This is a genomic window from Streptomyces sp. NPDC021356, assembly GCF_040641015.1.
Lineage (GTDB): Bacteria > Actinomycetota > Actinomycetes > Streptomycetales > Streptomycetaceae > Streptomyces.
The window spans coordinates 111,595-127,324 of sequence record NZ_JBFACU010000008.1; the positions used below are offsets into that span (position 1 = coordinate 111,595).

Annotated in this window: 15 protein-coding genes and 4 pseudogenes; 8 read left to right on the forward strand and 11 right to left on the reverse strand. The window is 69.6% G+C overall.

Annotated features, from left to right (window positions below):
* Positions 1 to 21: 21 nt before the first annotated feature.
* The 3 genes and pseudogenes from AB0G56_RS12840 to AB0G56_RS12850 all read right to left on the reverse strand — a co-directional run.
* Positions 22 to 203 (reverse strand): annotated as a pseudogene (locus tag AB0G56_RS12840) (leucine zipper domain-containing protein); the annotation flags it as partial.
* Positions 200 to 1,450 carry an MFS transporter gene (locus AB0G56_RS12845; protein WP_360967914.1) on the reverse strand — a complete coding sequence of 417 codons (1,251 nt, stop codon included), beginning with the start codon at positions 1,448 to 1,450 and terminating at the stop codon, positions 200 to 202. The pseudogene AB0G56_RS12840 and the gene AB0G56_RS12845, both read right to left, overlap by 4 nt.
* Positions 1,450 to 2,508, reverse strand: a complete 1,059-nt coding sequence (locus tag AB0G56_RS12850; protein WP_360967917.1) for an NAD(P)/FAD-dependent oxidoreductase — start codon at positions 2,506 to 2,508, stop codon at positions 1,450 to 1,452. The genes AB0G56_RS12845 and AB0G56_RS12850 overlap by 1 nt, the downstream gene beginning before the upstream one ends.
* Positions 2,509 to 2,523: 15 nt before the next feature.
* Between AB0G56_RS12850 and AB0G56_RS12855 the strand changes: the two genes are divergently transcribed.
* The 3 genes from AB0G56_RS12855 to AB0G56_RS12865 all read left to right on the forward strand — a co-directional run bounded on the left by AB0G56_RS12855 (position 2,524) and on the right by AB0G56_RS12865 (position 5,118).
* The gene (locus AB0G56_RS12855) at positions 2,524 to 3,105 is read left to right on the forward strand and encodes an XRE family transcriptional regulator (RefSeq protein WP_360967920.1); all 582 of its coding nucleotides are present in this window, start codon (positions 2,524 to 2,526) and stop codon (positions 3,103 to 3,105) included.
* A gap of 436 nt (positions 3,106 to 3,541) precedes the next feature.
* Positions 3,542 to 4,408, forward strand: coding sequence for a class I SAM-dependent methyltransferase (locus AB0G56_RS12860; protein WP_360967923.1), 867 nt, complete (start codon positions 3,542 to 3,544; stop codon positions 4,406 to 4,408).
* Positions 4,408 to 5,118 (forward strand): GNAT family protein, encoded by a 711-nt coding sequence (locus tag AB0G56_RS12865; RefSeq protein ID WP_360967926.1) that lies wholly within the window; start codon positions 4,408 to 4,410, stop codon positions 5,116 to 5,118. Before AB0G56_RS12860 ends, AB0G56_RS12865 begins: the two co-directional genes overlap by 1 nt.
* A 715-nt stretch (positions 5,119 to 5,833) precedes the next feature.
* On the opposite strand, the gene AB0G56_RS12870 is transcribed toward AB0G56_RS12865, so the two are convergent.
* From AB0G56_RS12870 to AB0G56_RS12890, 5 genes are all read right to left on the reverse strand, one after another.
* Complete coding sequence (locus tag AB0G56_RS12870) at positions 5,834 to 7,189, reverse strand: hypothetical protein (RefSeq protein ID WP_360967929.1); 1,356 nt, start codon at positions 7,187 to 7,189, stop codon at positions 5,834 to 5,836.
* A 929-nt stretch (positions 7,190 to 8,118) separates the two neighbouring features.
* On the reverse strand, positions 8,119 to 9,099 hold the full coding sequence (locus tag AB0G56_RS12875; protein WP_360968377.1) for a zinc-binding dehydrogenase: 981 nt from the start codon (positions 9,097 to 9,099) through the stop codon (positions 8,119 to 8,121).
* A gap of 45 nt (positions 9,100 to 9,144) precedes the next feature.
* Positions 9,145 to 9,513, reverse strand: a complete 369-nt coding sequence (locus AB0G56_RS12880; RefSeq protein WP_360967932.1) for an MmcQ/YjbR family DNA-binding protein — start codon at positions 9,511 to 9,513, stop codon at positions 9,145 to 9,147.
* Positions 9,510 to 9,905 carry an MmcQ/YjbR family DNA-binding protein gene (locus AB0G56_RS12885; protein ID WP_360967935.1) on the reverse strand — a complete coding sequence of 132 codons (396 nt, stop codon included), beginning with the start codon at positions 9,903 to 9,905 and terminating at the stop codon, positions 9,510 to 9,512. Before AB0G56_RS12885 ends, AB0G56_RS12880 begins: the two co-directional genes overlap by 4 nt.
* 157 nt (positions 9,906 to 10,062) lie before the next feature.
* Positions 10,063 to 10,494: a nuclear transport factor 2 family protein gene (locus AB0G56_RS12890; RefSeq protein WP_360967938.1), complete on the reverse strand. Its 432-nt coding sequence runs from the start codon at positions 10,492 to 10,494 to the stop codon at positions 10,063 to 10,065.
* Between the two features lie 156 nt (positions 10,495 to 10,650).
* Between AB0G56_RS12890 and AB0G56_RS12895 the strand changes: the two genes are divergently transcribed.
* The 3 genes and pseudogenes from AB0G56_RS12895 to AB0G56_RS12905 all read left to right on the forward strand — a co-directional run.
* Positions 10,651 to 11,598, forward strand: a complete 948-nt coding sequence (locus AB0G56_RS12895; protein WP_360967941.1) for an AraC family transcriptional regulator — start codon at positions 10,651 to 10,653, stop codon at positions 11,596 to 11,598.
* 160 nt (positions 11,599 to 11,758) lie between these two features.
* Positions 11,759 to 11,917: pseudogene (locus AB0G56_RS12900) on the forward strand (recombinase family protein); the annotation flags it as partial.
* Between the two features lie 2 nt (positions 11,918 to 11,919).
* Positions 11,920 to 12,297: pseudogene (locus AB0G56_RS12905) on the forward strand (IS30 family transposase); the annotation flags it as partial.
* A gap of 167 nt (positions 12,298 to 12,464) precedes the next feature.
* On the opposite strand, the gene AB0G56_RS12910 reads toward AB0G56_RS12905, so the two are convergent.
* The 3 genes from AB0G56_RS12910 to AB0G56_RS12920 all read right to left on the reverse strand — a co-directional run bounded on the left by AB0G56_RS12910 (position 12,465) and on the right by AB0G56_RS12920 (position 14,415).
* Positions 12,465 to 13,253 (reverse strand): hypothetical protein, encoded by a 789-nt coding sequence (locus tag AB0G56_RS12910; protein WP_360967944.1) that lies wholly within the window; start codon positions 13,251 to 13,253, stop codon positions 12,465 to 12,467.
* Between the two features lie 96 nt (positions 13,254 to 13,349).
* Entirely contained in the window at positions 13,350 to 13,679 is a 330-nt protein-coding gene (locus AB0G56_RS12915; RefSeq protein ID WP_360967947.1) for an AzlD domain-containing protein, read from the reverse strand.
* Positions 13,672 to 14,415, reverse strand: a complete 744-nt coding sequence (locus AB0G56_RS12920; RefSeq protein ID WP_360967950.1) for an AzlC family ABC transporter permease — start codon at positions 14,413 to 14,415, stop codon at positions 13,672 to 13,674. The genes AB0G56_RS12915 and AB0G56_RS12920 overlap by 8 nt, the downstream gene beginning before the upstream one ends.
* A 62-nt stretch (positions 14,416 to 14,477) precedes the next feature.
* Here AB0G56_RS12920 and AB0G56_RS12925 point away from each other — a divergent pair, with 62 nt between their 5' ends.
* Positions 14,478 to 14,936, forward strand: coding sequence for an Lrp/AsnC family transcriptional regulator (locus AB0G56_RS12925; protein WP_360967953.1), 459 nt, complete (start codon positions 14,478 to 14,480; stop codon positions 14,934 to 14,936).
* A gap of 2 nt (positions 14,937 to 14,938) precedes the next feature.
* Positions 14,939 to 15,545 (forward strand): annotated as a pseudogene (locus tag AB0G56_RS12930) (AAA family ATPase); the annotation flags it as partial.
* Between the last annotated feature and the right edge of the window lie 185 nt (positions 15,546 to 15,730).

Here is a 15,730-nt window from a genome sequence, read left to right on the forward strand (position 1 = left end):
CGTCGCCGAGGAGGCTCGGCGCGGCGAGGACGACCGGTCCAGCAGGCCGACGTCCCCGTACCTGCGCCAGCCGTTGACCCTTCTGGACGCGCACGCCCGCGAGATTGCCCTCTCGGCCGTCACGTGTGCGATCGGCCTGTACGGCAGCGCTCGACGAGTCGTGGCCGTCCTTCGATGGACAGGGGGACGTTGCGGTGTGTCAGCGTGGGCTCCTTCGGGTGGTTGGCAGGGCCGCGATGGTCCCGTCGAGTGCGGCCGCACGTTGCAGCCCGGTGCGGTCCACGAGGATGAGAGGGACGGCGATCGCGGCGAGGACCGCACCGATGAGGCTGATCCAGGTGAGGGCGGCGCCTCTGCCGAGCGCGGCTGCCGCGAGGAGGGGAGTGCAGCTGATGCCGAGCTGGAAAGCCGACACCGTCGTGGCTCCAGCGAGCGTCGGGGCGTCGCCGGCGATGGCGAAGACGCGTCCGTAGATCGCGGGGTTCAGGACGAACGCAGCGACCCCGAGCAGGAGCACCGTGGGAATCACCGCCCAGAAGTGGTGGATTGTGATGACCATGGTGACCGAAAGGACCGCGATCGCAACGGCCCCGGTGAGGAGCGCGACGTGCGGGCGCTGGTCGGAGATGCGTCCGCCGATGGACAGGCCGGCGAAGGCGCCTACTCCGAAGAGGGCCAGGACCGCGGGGATCCAGACCGAGGGCATGCCGGTGATGTCGGCGAGCATGGCCGCGAGGTAGTTGAACGTGATCATGTATGCCGCCGTGGTCAGGATCGTGACCCCGTAGATGACCCAGAGCCGCGGTGTGCGGATGGTGACAAGCTCCCGCGACACACTCGGCCGCGCCGCCGAGCGGGAGCCCGTGTCCGCGGCGGGGACCCCGATCGAGCAGCCGACGATCCCGGCGAGGGTCAGGGCGACGACGGCCCAGAAACCGCCTCGCCACTGGGTGAAGTGGCTGAGCAGGGTACCGGCTGGTCCGCCGGCGACCATGGCGACGCTCAGGCCGCTGACGACGACCCCTGAGGCGCGGGCATTGCGGTCCGATGTGACCAGGCTGATCGCGGTCACGGACGCGACGGCGAAGAAGCCGGCATAGGCGATGCCTGAGATCACCCTGCTCAGCAGCAGGACCTGGTAATTGCCCAGCAGTCCGGCGGCGACGCCGGCCGCGAACACGCCCTGGGTGGCCATCAGCGCGGTGCGCCGGGGCCAGCGCAGGCTGAGCACGGCGAACGGCGGCCCTCCCACTACGACGCCGAGCGCGAACGCGGTGATGAGAAACCCCGCCGAGGACAGCGAGACCTTGAGATCGGCGGCCACGGCCGGCAGCACCCCCGCGAGCAGGAACTCTGCGCTGCCCATGGCGAACAGGCTGAAAGCGAGCAGGTACACGCCAACGGGCAGTCTCGTGGAGCGGCGGGACGTCTCGATCGGGTTGCTGGTCATCAGCTCGCGCCTCCGTTGCCGAAGACCGCGGCCGACAGCTCACGGTCGAGCAGCCAACTGGTCATGGCGATGCCCGCTGTGCAGCCCGCACCGGCCGCCGCGACGACTTGCGCGCGCGGGTTGACCACGTTCCCCGCGGCCCACACCCCTTCGATGGACGTGGCGCCCGCGGCGTCGACCGAGACCAGCCCGCCCACCGGGTCCCGATCCGCACCGAGCGCGGTCAGCAGCGCGTCGTGCGGCACCGGACGGGTCCCGACGAAGATCGCCTCACACGGCACCGCCCCGCCGTCGCCCAGTTCGATCAGCACCGGCGCTGCTTCGCCGGCGGTTGTCACAACCCGGCTGACGCGCGCGTCAATGAGACGCACACCGTAGGCGGCGAGGCGTCCTCGTCCTGCGGTGTCGATCTCGGCACCGTTGACGCAGAACGTCACCGACGGGCTGTAGCGGCGCATCAGAGCTGCCAGGTGCGCCGAGTGCGGAGCCATCGGGCTGCCGATGACGGCGACGGCGCGTCCTCGCACCTCGTAGCCGTGGCAGTGAGGGCAGTGGTGCACCAGGGATGCCCACCCCGCGGACAGGCCCGGAACGCCAGGGAGTTCGTCGGTCAGGCCCGTGGCGACAAGAGTCGACCGGGTGCGCAGGACACGCCGGTCGTCGAGCCGCAGCTCGAACACACCGTCCTCGGCGGGACGCACGTCGGTCACCGCCGCTCGCATCAGATTCCCGCCGTACCGGGTGAACTCCTCCTGCCCGGTCGCGAGGAACTCCTTCGGTGCCATGCCGTCCCGCGTCAGGTACCCGTGCATGTGGTCGGCCGGACCGTTGCGTGGCGCGCCGCCGTCCACGACCAGTGTCGCGAAACGGGCTCGCGCCAGCACGATCCCCGCCGACAGGCCGGCGGCCCCGCCACCGACGATGACGCTGTCCCACACCGTGTCCGCCGCCGATTCGCCCGATGGCCAGGTTGTTGTGTCCATGTGGATCACCTCCACGGACAGGATCGGGAGGTTTGCGCGACACCGGCAAACTTCGTTGCTGTTTCCGGGACACATTGGTTGACTGGGGCCATGGAGGACCAGCCCACCGTCGACGGGGTGATCGAACAGATCGCCCCCCGGCTGCGGCGCGCCCGGAACAACAAGGGCGTCAGCCTCGCCGATCTCGCGCGATCCACCGGCATCTCGACCAGTACGCTGTCCCGGCTGGAATCAGGTCAACGCAAGCCCAGCCTCGAACTGCTGCTGCCGATCACCGCGGCGCTGGGCATCCCACTCGACGAGATCGTCGCCGCGCCCCGGATCGTCGACCCGCGCGTGCCCCAGCAGCCCGCCAAGAAGGACGGGCGCGTGCTGATCCCTCTGTCACGGCATCAGGGAGAACCTCGCGCCTACAAGCTGATCATCCCGGGCCACGACGGACAACCACATCTGCGCGCCCACGACGGACACGAATGGCTCTACGTCCTTCGCGGGCGCCTACGCGTGCGTCTGGGCGATCAAGACTTCATCATGGGCGCCGGCGAAGCAGCGGAGTTCGACTGCAACATCCCGCACTGGTTCGGCGCCGTCGGCAGCGGCAACGTCGAAGTGCTCAGCCTTTTCGGAAAGTCCGGCGAACGCATCCACCTGCGCACTGGTCGCCGCTGCTGACTTCGCTCTGGGAGACGTGGGTGTTCAGCTGGTCCCACACCCGCACGATCGGCGCCTCGAGCGAAGATCCCGGGGCGCTCGCGGGCGCGCCGTACCTGACCGAGGCCGTCATCACGCTCCGGCTTCTCACCGAGGCCCGCGGGCCGCCACCTGCCCGAGGGGCACCTGGCGATCTTGGTTTTGGGGTCTCCCGAAAGCCGGTCTCTGCCACGCCCCCGACCACAGCCGGTAACCCGTGAGCAAGGGCGCTGCCGCGTCTTGGCGTTCGGGTCGGGTGGGAGTGCTGGGCCTGCGGCAGTTCGTAAAGTCGATCTCCTCACGCCCGCAACCTTCCATCCGTTCGGGTGGTTTGGTTTACGTCATGTCCGAGTTTTCTGTGGTCGGCCCACAGACGGTGCGGCATGTTGAGGCGGTGGATTTCTTGGGGTGGAAACCGATGACCGACGCGGTGGGTGAGACGGCGCTGTGGACGCTGTACCACCGCTCCCTGGCAGCCCGCGATCCCGAATGCGGCCTGGCCGACCCCAAGGCCATCGAACTGGTTGAGGCTTTGGACTACCCGTTCGCGCAGCGTTTCGGCACGGACAACCGCGGATGGGCCCGGGGCATGGCGGTGCGGGCGCGGTGTTACGACCGTGAGGTGCACGCCTTCCTGGCACGGCATCCTCGCGGCACGGTGGTCTGTCTGGGCGAGGGACTGGAGACGCAGTTCTGGCGAGTGGACAACGGCATGGTGCAGTGGCTGGGGGTCGAACTCGCCGAGTCGGCCGCACTGCGTCGCCGGTTACTCCCGGACACTGACCGGTGCCGGACTTTGACCGGTTGCCTCCTGGACGAGCTGTGGACGGGGGAGGTCGACCCCTCGGAAGGTGTCCTCGTCCTGGCACAGGGGGTGCTGATGTATATGGCCTGGGACCGTGTGCGGGCCCTGGTGGAGGCGTGCGCAGTACGTTTTCCGCAGGCGCAGTTTGTGTTCGACACCCCACCGGCATGGTTCGCCGCAGGCACCGTCCGTGGCTGGTTCCGCTATCCGGCCGGGTACCGGCCACCGCCGATGTCGTGGGGTATGACACCCACGCGGCTGCGCGAACTGCGGGCCTGCCCGGGGGTGGCCGCCGCATTGCCGGTGCGCGTGCCCCGTGGAGCGGGCCTGTGGTGGGGCCGGGTGGCACCTGTGGTTGACCGTGTGCCCGGGCTGCGCTCGTACGGACCCCTGTCCATGACCCGCCTGCTCTTCGCACCCGCCCCCCACCCCGGCCGGCCCGCCGCCGCCCAGCCGTCCCACACCCGCGAGGAGCCCTGATGACCACCCTTCCCGGCAAAGCCGAGTACAGCTGCGTGAACACGCCCCTATCCAAGGCGCCGGCCTCGCCACCGACGTCCGTCCCGAGCACTCCCCTCGTGCCGGTGGAGGGAACCGTCCTGCGCCTGCGCGAGTTGGAACACGCTGACGCCGACGCCGTTCTGGACATCTTCGGCGACTCCCGCACCACCCGCTGCTACGGCTCCCAGCCATTGACCGCCGCCGGCGCACGTGCCGTGATCGACCACGCCTGCACGCGAGCCCGGCAGGTCCCCCGTACCTTCTACCGGCTCGGCGTCGTCATGCGTGACACCGACGAACTCATCGGCACCGCCAAGCTCTCCCTCACCCCACCCTCCACCGACCAATTCGTCGCCTGCAACCACCGCGCCGCCGAGTTCGGCATCGCCCTGGGCCCCGACCACACCAACACCGGCCTCGGTGCGGAGGTCGGCTCGCTCCTCGCTTTCCTGGCCTTCGACCGCCTCGCTCTGCACCGCATGTGGTGCCTCCTGATGCCCACCAACACCGCGGCGATCCGCGCCCTGGACAAAAGCGGTGTATTCATCGAAGAAGCGCGACTTCGGCACTTCGCGCACGTCGATGGCATCTGGCACGACATGCTCCAGTACTCCATCCTTGAGGACGACTGGAAAGCACTGCGCCAGAACAGGCCGATCCGCGCGACGCGCGGCCCCACCGCGACCTGATGGCGGTCGTGCTGGCCCCCGGGCCCGTGGTGTATCTGGGCGTGTCAGGGTCGGCGGCGGAACCAGCCGCGGCTCCTGCCCGGCTCGTGTACTCCGGCTCAAATCGGGTGGCGGCGTGGATGCGGGCGGCTTGGGCGGCGGTCTTCTCGCGGGCGATGTCGTCGGCGCGGCACGTCCCGCACACGGCCAGGTCACCGGCCTTTGGCACCTGGCGGTTCATGGTGGTCTCCTCCCACCGCCGGTCGGTGAACTTTTGCCCGCACCGTTTGCACCCGGACGCCGCGCCTTCCGCTCAGCGGCCCGGCACCGTTCTTCCTCCGCTTCGGCGCGGGCGGCATGGCGGCGGTAAAGAGCGTCGCCGTCGGGATTGTCGAGCGCGTCGGTCAGTGTCTGCTTGTCCGCGCGTCCCAGACGGCGCCACACAGCCGCGTGCGCGCCGTGCTTATGTTCTTCAGGGCCGCGCGCAGGCCCGCCGCTATGTCATCGGTCAGCTGCCGCGGATCAGCCTGTTCGACGGCTGAGCAGAGTTCACCAATGCCGGACAGTCCTGGCTGCTGCGGGTGCGGGAGAGGGAAGTGCGGCAGATCGTTCGATAGGCCGGACTGCCGCCCGGTGTCCTTCCCTCGCACGGCTGTCGCGTGCAGTGGCAGGAGCGATCCGGCCGTGGCCCGGCACTCGCCTGGGGCAGCCTCCGCCGGATCGTCCTGGGCTCAGATCAGGATGTGGCCGCTTCTGCGGCCCATGCGCGTTGTTCTGCGGCGAGGCGTGCTTCGTCTTCGGCGGTGTCGGTGCCGGCGGCGCGGTTGCCGTAGCCGCGGTGGACGACGAGGAGCTGGTTCTTGTTCCCGTACTTGTCGCGGTAGGCGATCACCGCGGGGCCGGCTCCGCTGGAGTGAGCGGGGAAGTCCTTGTCGGTGCTCCAGCCGCCGTTGGTGGTGTAGGTGGCCCACCACAGTTTCTGGTCGTTGCCGCCGTGGCCGCGGTGGATGCAGTACAACTTGCTGTCGAACACGGCCAGGCCCGGCCCTTCCAAACTGTGATGGGCGTCCAGTTGGCGCTCGGTACCCCATCCGGCGCTGGTGCTGTAGCTGATGTGCTGCAGGGCGGTGGTGTTGTTGCCGCGGTACACGCAGTGGAGCCTGCCGTCGTAGACCGCCAGGGCCGGGTTCGCCGAGGTGCCGACGTTCAGCCTGACGTCGCGGGTCCATCCCGTGGAGGGGGTCCAGGTGGTGTGCCACAGGTGCGCCGAGTCACTGCCCCGGTGGACGCAATGAAGCTCGTTGCCGAACACCGCCAGGGCTGGGCCCACGGAGCTGGAGTGTGCGCCGAGAGGGGTGTCGGTGCTCCACCTTCCCGTGGCCGGGTCGAAGGTGGTGTGCCACAGGTCCTTGTCGTTGCCGCTGCCCCGGTGCACACAGTGGAGCCGCCCCTCGAAGGAGGCCAGCGCCGGTCCGCCTTCGCTCGAATGGGCCCCGAACAAAGTGTCCTCGCTCCATCCCTTGTCCGGGTCGTAAACCGTCCACCAGAGCCTGGAGTCGGACGGCGAGCCGCGGTGGGCGCAGTACAGCTTGCCCTGATGTTCGGCCAGCGCCGGATTCGAGGCACTGTGGTGGGCGGTGAACTTCTCGTCCTTGCTCCATTCCTCCCGGGTCTCGTAGACCGTCCACCACAAGTTGGTGTCCTCGTTGGGCTTCAGACTGATCGGAATGAGCATGCCCGGAGCGATCCAGGGGGAGACCAGCTTGCAGCCGTAGGTGTTGCCGACCTCCTTGATCCACAACGCCTTGATCTTGCAGTACGCCTCGACGATCTTGTTCATCGGCGACGGCAGCGCCTCACCCGCCACGTCACCGATCAGTTCCGCGATGTCGCCCGCCAACGCGGCCGCCTCAGCGTTGAGGTGGATCTCAAAGCCCCACCAGAACGTCTTGACCGAGACCTCATAGCCCCGCACGCCGAGCTCCTTGCGGGCCGCCTCCGCCTTGGCGACTTCCTCCTGTGACGGGGGTGTCGCCCGGCTGCCGTCCTCAAGAACGCCGCTCTCTCGCGCTGCTTGTTCTTCTGTCGCCACCCTGCACTCCTGTCTGCTGTGGCAGCAGAGCCACGGCCCGAACCTGCCCCGGCCCATCACAGACGGTCCGAGCCCTGCCCATTGCTCGCCTGTACCGGTCCACACAGATCGACACTGTGCGTTTTGGCCTGCATGCAAACAGTAGCGATGTCCGGCTCAGGAAAAGCTGAATCCCCCATGACTGCCTCAAAGTGATCTGCGTGGTCTGACACAGATGCCCACTCCTGCGCGACAGGCGCCGAACAGCCACCGGTCCAGCTTCGATTGATCGATGAACTCTGGACACCATCCGCAGGCGCGTGGAGTTGAGTGTGCCGGTCAGCAACAGGAGTTCGTGGCAGTGGGAAGCGGACGAGATCAAACGCGTTCGGGCCGTTGCGGTACGCCGGTAGGCCCACCTCGTACCGCCAGCCATCGGGCGCCTGGCGCCGGGGGTGCGCGACCACCTCCTGGTCGCCGGGCAGCAGCACCCGGATGGGCACCGGCACCGGCTCGGGAGCGGAGGACATCCGTCATGCCTCCCACCGTACGGACGGGCGCCGACAGCACCCATCACCTGCGCGGGCGCCCGCCTCTGTCCACAGGCGATCCGTGATCCCTGGTACTCCAGCCGGACTTCTGTACCTGTGCTGGTCAACGGCCTGGCGGTGGGGAGTGTAGCGGGGGGTCGGCAACCGTGGGACGGTCTTGAGCTGGCCGTCCCACCAACGGGTGCCCGCGCCGCATGCAATGACAGCGTCGGGCTCGTGCCTGGTGCCGACGCCGCCATCGGGACCAGTCGATCCGGTCGATGCCGACCGCCGTGCAATCCCCGGTGATCTGGCGGTCGCGCATCGTGCGGGCGATCGGCGGGGTTCTCAGGGTGGGCCGGCTGATCTGCCGACTCGTGTGGAGGAGCATGGCCCGAGCGGTTGGATCGCTTCGTGCCGTCAGTCGAGGACGACGACGTGCTTGCCCGGCGTGCCGCCGGCTTCCAGGTCGGTGTGGGCCTGGGGTACCTGGCCGAGGCCGTGGTAGATGTTGGCGATCGCGGGCTTGAGGCGGCCTTCGGCGATGGCCCGCAGCTGGCGGTCGAAGACGGCGGGAGGCAGGTCGGTGGCCTCTCCGCCGTACACGGTGAGCCGGACTCCGGTGGGGATGACAGCGAAGGGGCTGAAGTCGGGGATGGTCCACTCGCCCGACAGCGCGCCGGTGAAGCAGACCGTGCCGCCGGGGCGGACCGCGCGCAGGGTGTCGGGCAGGGCGGGCCCTGCAACCAGCTCTAGGGCGGCGTCGACGCCGCCTGGGTACAGTTCCCGTACGCGGTCGGCGAGGCTGCCGTCGTCCACGAAGGGACGGTCCGCGCCGTGCTCGCGCAGCAACTCGGCGCGGTCGGGGCTGCGGGTGGTGGACAGCACGGTGACACCCATGTCCTTGGCGATCGTCGCGGCGGACAGGCCGACGGTCGAGGTGCCGCCCCGGATGAGAAGCGTCTGACCGGGCTGGAGGCCGAGCCCGGTGGTGAGGGAGCCGTAGGCGGTCTGGAACATCTCCGGCAGGGCGCCCACGGTCTCCCAGGGCAGATCCGTCTCGAAGGGAATGAGCTGGCCTTCGGGGACCAGGGAGTACTCGGCGTGACTGCCGTCCCAGGCACGGCCCATGCCGCCCATCATGGTGGCCACCGTCTGGCCGGGCTGAAGGCTGCTGCCCTCCGGAACGGCATCGACGATGCCGGCCCCCTCGATGCCGAGGATGCGGGGGAAGGTGAAGTCCGGGCCGGATTCGCCCTTACGGCTGGTCACCTCCGACTCGTTCACCCCGAACGCTTTGACGCGGATACGGACCCAGCCGGGACGTACTTCAGGAACGGGCACGTCGGTGACGGTGAGCTCGTCAGGGGCGACAGGTCCGGACAGGACGATGGCGTGCATGGTCTTGGGCATGACAGTGTCTTTCTTCCGGTGCTCGGGTGGCGGTCAGGCTCCCTCGGGCCGCCGGCTGCGGGGAGCCGAGCCGAGTGCCAGGTCGTAGGAGTCGGTGACCACGTTCTCGACGAGGGCGGTGGTGAGGCCCGGGCCGGCACCCACGGAGACCCAGTGCGTCTTGTCGAGGTAGCGCCCGGCGGTGATCGAGGGATACGAGTCCCGTAGGCGCCGTCCCTCCTCCGGATCGGCCTTGACCGTGATGATCCGCTCGTCGGGGTCGTCCGTGACGATCAGGAAGACCTTCCCGGCGACCTTGTAGACATCGAGCTTCTCGCTGAACGGGCGCCCGCTACTGGTGCCGGGCAGCGCATCGGCCGCGCGGCGTGCCGCCTGCTGCAGCCGCACCCCGGTGAGTGTCATCGCTGGGTCCGGTCACGCCCGGCGAAGGTTGCCGGGTCCACCGGCTGCTGCGCCTTCGGGAGATTGGCGACCACCAGCAGATAGGAATCGGTCACCAGCTCCTCGACCAGGCCGCGGTCGAGGGATCCGCCGCCCTCCAGGGTGATCCAGTGCTTCTTGTTCATGTGGTAGCCGGGGGTGATCTCGGGGTGCTGCTCGCGCAGCGCCGCCGCCTCGTCGGGGACGGATTTGACGATCACCATCGGCTCCCCGGTGACGTCGGTGATCAGCATGAAGACCTTGCCACGCACCTTGTGCACGTCCCACTCCGGACCGAAGGGGTGCTCCAGTGCGGTGCCGGGCAGGCCCTCGGCGCACTCGGCGGCCATCTGCTGCAGCTTCTTGCCGTTCATGATGTTCAGCTCCTTGCTCCATGTACAGCGGGCCCCGCCCTTGACAGACCGCCACGCCCGCTGTCCCGGACCCCTCTTTCGAGACGCTCATGAGGAGTCCCCTGCTGTGCCGCAGAGGGGCGCACAGGCGGCCTGACGTCCCCTCGGTCCTTCCCGGTCAGGAAGCGATGTTTTCCGTCACGGTCTGGGCGAAGGCCCAGTTGGAGTGCACGATGCGCCACCGGCCGTCGATGAGCTCGTAGCCGTGGGTGGCGTTCCAGGCGCGCAGCTGCTCCTCCTTGCCGTTCTCGTCGAGGACGAAGGTGTTCAGGTTGTACGCCAGGACGGCGAGGTCACCGCTGTCGCTGACGTGAACCTGCGGGTTGACGTACTCGTTGCGGACGATGTTCGGGTTGGAGTAGATGGAGTCGATCCATGCGATGACCTTGTCCCGGCCGACCAGGATGTTCTTGAGGATCGGGTCGAAATAGCTGACCTCCTCGGCGAACGCGTCGAGGTAGCCGCGGTTGTCGCCAACGCTCCACCGCTCGTTGAAGGACTTCTCCAGCTCGATGACGGTCTTGCTGATTTCTTCCTTGTTGACGCTCATCTGATGTCCCTTTCAGGGGTGCTGTCACCGGCCGCGTCCGCCCGGCATTCCTGGTGTGTATCCCCGGCGCCGTGCGGCGTCGGCGTCCCGGTTCACCGGGCCTCACCAGCCATGATTCCCTGAGGTCGGGCATTCCGGGCGGTAGACTACGGACACATGATGGTCAGTAGCGGACAGGCGGGCAGGCCCGAGGCAACCGGTCCTCCCTCAGGCGCACCCACTCCGCTGTACGGCTTCCAGCCCCCGGTCGGCACCCCGTACAGCCTGGAAGTCACCACCATCGAGGACTTCCACGCCCACCACGACGACTGGCCGTGGAACCCGCCCCGCCCCGGCCGGGCCACCTTCCACTACCTCATCCTCGTGACCTCCGGCGTCCTTGAGCACGACGTCGACCACATCACCCGCACCGTCACCCCCGGCCAGTGGCTGTGGGTACGGCCCGGCCACACCCAGTGCTGGCACCCGCCCGGCACCGCCACAGGCCCCTTCATCCTGTTCGAGCCGGACGTCCTACGCGCCGAGACAGCCCGCCTGCTCACCACCGTCACCGCGCACGACTCACCCGCCGTCCTGAACCCGCACCCGGATGACGCCCCCTGGGCCGAGCGCACCGCCCTCCAGCTCCTCGACGAACACCGGGCCCTGGGACGACGCCCCCTCGACCTCCACCACGCCCTGCGGCGCAACCTGCTGGAAGCCCTGCTGCTCCGCCTCGCCCACAGCCCGGGCAGCACCCCGCCGCAGTCCAACGGCCGCGGTGGTGGCCGGCGCGCCACGGTCCATCAGCGATTCCTCGACACGCTGGAACTGCACTTCCGCGAGCTGCACCACGTGGAGGCCTACGCCCGCCTGCTCGGCTGCTCGGTCCGCACCCTCACCCGCGCCGCACAGGCCGCCGCCGGCACCGGAGCACGGCAGGTGATCGACGAACGCCGGCTGCTCGAAGCCCGCCGACTGCTCGGCCACAGCGGCTGGACAGCCCGCGCCGTCGCCGCCCACCTGGGCTTCCCCGACGCCGCCGACTTCGGCCGCTTCTTCCGCAAACACACCGGCCTCACCCCCGCCGCCTACGCGGCGCGGAAAGTGCATCAGGAAGCCTGATCCGGTCCCCCTCGGACCGGCATCGACCTTCAAAAAACCTTCGTTTCCTGAAGATCACCCCGCGAGACCGCCCGGACCCCGCAGAGCCTTCAAAAACCCCTTCAGAAACCAGGAGCATTCAACAACCCCGGACCACCGTTTTCTGACGTGATCCGGAGCCATGACCGCCCTCGAACCGACCGGCGAACCGGACCTCCTCGTCGCCGAACCGCTCGTCCGCACCGAAATCAAGATCGGATACGCCCGGGTCTCCACCGGCGGGCAGAAGCTGGGGCGGCAGTTCGACGCCCTCACCACCGCCGGGTGCCGAAAGATCTTCGCGTGATGCTCCTGCACCTGCCCGGCGAGCACAGCGCCGAGGCCGTCCTTGCCGCCTTGACAGCCACCGTCCAGACCTTGCCCGCCCAGCTGATGCGGTCCCTGGCCTGGGACCAGGGCAGCGAGATGGCCCGGCACGGCGAGTTCACCCTCGCCACCGACATCCCGGTCTGCTTCTGCGACCCCGCCAGCCCCTGGCAGCGCGGCTCGAACGAGAACACGAACGGGCTGCTGCGGCAGTACTTCCCCAAGGGCACCGACCTGTCCGTCCACACCCCCGAGCACCTGGCCGCTGTCGCCGACCAGCTCAACCGCCGCCCACGCAAAACGCTCGGCTGGCAAACCCCAGCCGAGCGCCTGCATAAACTGCTCGCGGCCTGATCAGCACGACCACGTGTTGCAACGACTCCCAGAAACCGCCGTCGGCCGGGCCTTCGCGCATGGACCAGCACGTCAAGGGTCTGCGTCCCTTCCGCGACCCGGACGCCGCCGAGGACGACGAGGAAGAGGACTGACGGCCCGGTTCGAGACCGAGGCCGCGGCCGGTCTCACGTGGCAGTGACGCTGCCGGCGTCGTCGCCCGGCATGGCGAACATGGTCACGGCCTGTGTGGCGAGTGCGGTGATCGCGGCGGCGACGAACGCCGTCAGGCCGATCGCGGGGAGCGCGAGGGCGAGGACGAGGAAGAACACGGCGGGCGCGGCCAGGCCCATGACCAGGCCGTCGAGCACGGCCCTGGCGGCGCCGGGGCCGTGGGCGCGGTGAGTGAAGACGGCCATCACGACACCGAACACGGGGAACGGGGACAGCAGGCCGGCCAGATGCGGCCCGATGACCGGGGCGAGGCCGATGATGCCCATCACTATCCCGGTGGCCACGATCATGCGCAGCGGGATGTCCCAGCCGGGTGGGCCGGCCGGTTCGACGGGCTCGGCGGCGGGGGCGGTGCGGCGGGTGAGGACGAACCCGGCGGCCAGAACGGCCAGGACGAGCATGAAGGTAGCGACGGCAGACCAGTCCAGGGGGGCCAGGAGTGCAGTGGCCGCCGTGAACGTGGCGCAGCCCGTGGCGAGGGCGCCGGTGATGCCCCGGTGCGCGAGGGCCTGGTAGGCGAGGGCGAAGGCGAGCTGGGAGATGGTGCCGGCGAGCATGCCGATGGCGGCGCGTCCGGCGAAGGCGGGGCCGTGGTCGGTGGCGAGGAAGAAGGCGACGGGTCCGGAGGTCAGGGGCAGGGCGACGAGCCAGCCGCCGATGCGGTGGCCGAAGCGGCGCCCGGCGAGGCTGGCACCGCCGATCAGCAGCGGTGTGACCGCGACCTTGACCGCGACGTCGAGCACGGGAGAGATCCTCTTCTTCTGGTGCGGGCACCTGCGGCGCCCGCGTTCGTCGGAAGGCCCGCGCGGCGGTCGCGGGCCCGGGGCAAAGGTGGCCGGTCATGGCGCGAAGAAGGTGCTGGAGAGGGCGACGCAGACGGCGGTGCCCGCGAACACGCTCAGCAGCGCGTTACGGCGCCACAGGTGCAGCCCGGCCGTGACCGCCAGAGCTGCCAGCGGTGCGATCGCCCGGACCTCGGTCAGGGGCAGGGTGCGCAGGGTGTACAGGCTCAGGATCACCATCACCCCGGCGGGCATCCGGGCGCTGAGGAACTGCAAGGTCTGGCTGGAGCGCAGCGGCTTCAAAGCGGTGAAGGGCAGGGCGCGCAGCCCCCAGGTGATCGCGCAGCACAGAGCGGCGACGGCGATCAGATAGCGGGTGTCAGGCACGGACGGGCTCCCGGCGGGCGACGACGTAACGGACCAGCAGGGCCGTGGTGAACAGGATGAACGCGGTGAGCAGCATCTGGCCGGGGGTGACAAGGCGGGCGATGAGCGCGGCAAGCAGGGCCAGGAGCGGGGTGGGCAGGTCGTGACGGCGGTCACGGATCGCGTCCAGGGCCAGGACGACGAGCAGCGCGGTCATGGCGAAGTCAAGGCCCGTGATACGCGGCGGGATCAGCGAGCCGACCAGGGCGCCGATCAGCGCGCCGACGACGCAGTACGCGTGGTTGAACGCTTGGAAGGACACGAGGCGGGTGCTCGACCAAGTACGGGCCTCTCCGCTGGTGGTCATGGCGTACGCCTCGTCGCTGAGCGCGAAGGTGCTGTAGAGCTTGGCCCAGCGGCCCTCCACGCGGTGCAGGGGGAAGGACAACGCGTAGAACGTGTGCCGGCCGTTGACCAACAGCGTGGTCAGAACGACCGTGACCAGCGGCGCGGCCGCCAGCAGCATCGGGATGAGCAGGAACTCCAGCGTGCCGGTGTACATGACGGCGGAGAACATCGGCGCCGACCACCACGGCAATCCGGAGTGAGTGATCAGCATCCCGAAGGCCAGCCCCATCGGGAACAGACCGAGCCCGACCGGCACGGAGTCCTTGAGCCCCGCGAACATCTCGGCGCGCTGCCTGCGCGTACGGGCAGGGCGAGGAGGGTCGACGACCACGACAGGAGGTATAGCCATGTCACAACTTTAGAAAAGAAACGGGCTTCTATGATTGCCGATTACCGCCATACACTGTCGGCATGGGCAATTCTGTAAGGCTTGATGCCATCGACTGTGAAATTTTGTTGCACCTCCAGGAGGACGGCCGGATGACGAACGTCGAGCTCGCCAAGCGCGTCGGGCTGACGCCCCCGTCCTGCCTGCGGCGCGTCAAGCGCCTCGAAGAGGACGGCGTCATCGCCGGCTACCGGGCCGTCATCAACCCCGAGGCGATCGGCCGCAGCCTGGAAGTCCTCGTCGACATCGAGATCTACGCCCAGGACCGCAAGACGATCGAGGGGTTCGAGGCCACCCTCGCCTCCTACGACGAGGTGACCGAGTTCCGGCGCATGTACGGCAGCCCCCACTACTTCGTCCGCGTCGCCATCGCCGACAACCCCGCCTACGAAGCCTTCGTCATGGACAAGCTCACCGGCCACCCCGCCGTACAGCGCCTCGAATCCCACCTCACCATGAAGAAGATCAAGGGCGGCCCCTGACGGCCGAGCTGCCCCGGCTGGTACCGGAACTGCTGCCGGAGGCGGTGGCGTTCGCCCGGCGGGCGGTCTGCGGCTTCCTGCGGGCCAGGCCGACATTGATCCACCGGCTGCCGACCACCGGGACGCGGCGCGGCGGCGCCTGGCCCTCGCCCCGGAGCTGGGAGGCCGCGCTGACCCTGCTGGCCGTCGGCACGGCGGCCTCGGTCTGCCGGGAGGTGCTGGCGCTGCTGGTGCGGGGCGCGGTGGGCGACGGGCCCGGGCTCGAACTCCTCGCCCACCTGGACCGGATGGACCTGCCGGACCCGGAGTCACTGCTCGCCGACCCGACCGCCGCCGAGCTGCCGGTGCGCGGCGATCTGCGTCAGGCGGCGCTGGAGGCGGTGGTGGCCGCCGTCGGGGCGCGGCCGGAGCGGGAGCACTGGGAGGCGGGCTGGGCGGTCCCTGGTCCGGGCGCTGGAGACCGGGGCCCCGGACCTGCTGGTCGCCCCGGCGATCGCGCTGGCCGCGCTGCGGCGCGACGACTGGGAGGTGCCCCGGGCCGTGGAGCGGCTGGCCGCGGTGGTCGGGCTCGCCCAGCGGGCGGACCGCTCGGTCGGACGGGCCACGGCGGCGACGGCGGGCACCGGCCGCCCGGGGGCGCACACCGATGACAGGGATCGCGAAGCCCCCGGCCCCGCAGACTCCCGTTCGGCTCCCGGTCCCGCCGACCGCCGTCGGGCCCCGGCCCCGCAGACTCCCGTTCGGCTCCCGGCCCCGCAGACCGCCGTCGGGCCCCCGGTCCCGCCGACCGCCGT

Coding starts and splice junctions, on each gene's coding strand:
- AB0G56_RS12845 (WP_360967914.1), bottom strand. CDS start 1,450: ATGACCAGCAACCCGATCGAGACGTCCCGCCGCTCCACGAGACTGCCC.
- AB0G56_RS12850 (WP_360967917.1), bottom strand. CDS start 2,508: ATGTGTCCCGGAAACAGCAACGAAGTTTGCCGGTGTCGCGCAAACCTC.
- AB0G56_RS12855 (WP_360967920.1), top strand. CDS start 2,524: ATGGAGGACCAGCCCACCGTCGACGGGGTGATCGAACAGATCGCCCCC.
- AB0G56_RS12860 (WP_360967923.1), top strand. CDS start 3,542: ATGACCGACGCGGTGGGTGAGACGGCGCTGTGGACGCTGTACCACCGC.
- AB0G56_RS12865 (WP_360967926.1), top strand. CDS start 4,408: ATGACCACCCTTCCCGGCAAAGCCGAGTACAGCTGCGTGAACACGCCC.
- AB0G56_RS12875 (WP_360968377.1), bottom strand. CDS start 9,099: ATGCACGCCATCGTCCTGTCCGGACCTGTCGCCCCTGACGAGCTCACC.
- AB0G56_RS12880 (WP_360967932.1), bottom strand. CDS start 9,513: ATGACACTCACCGGGGTGCGGCTGCAGCAGGCGGCACGCCGCGCGGCC.
- AB0G56_RS12885 (WP_360967935.1), bottom strand. CDS start 9,905: ATGAACGGCAAGAAGCTGCAGCAGATGGCCGCCGAGTGCGCCGAGGGC.
- AB0G56_RS12890 (WP_360967938.1), bottom strand. CDS start 10,494: ATGAGCGTCAACAAGGAAGAAATCAGCAAGACCGTCATCGAGCTGGAG.
- AB0G56_RS12895 (WP_360967941.1), top strand. CDS start 10,651: ATGATGGTCAGTAGCGGACAGGCGGGCAGGCCCGAGGCAACCGGTCCT.
- AB0G56_RS12920 (WP_360967950.1), bottom strand. CDS start 14,415: ATGGCTATACCTCCTGTCGTGGTCGTCGACCCTCCTCGCCCTGCCCGT.
- AB0G56_RS12925 (WP_360967953.1), top strand. CDS start 14,478: ATGGGCAATTCTGTAAGGCTTGATGCCATCGACTGTGAAATTTTGTTG.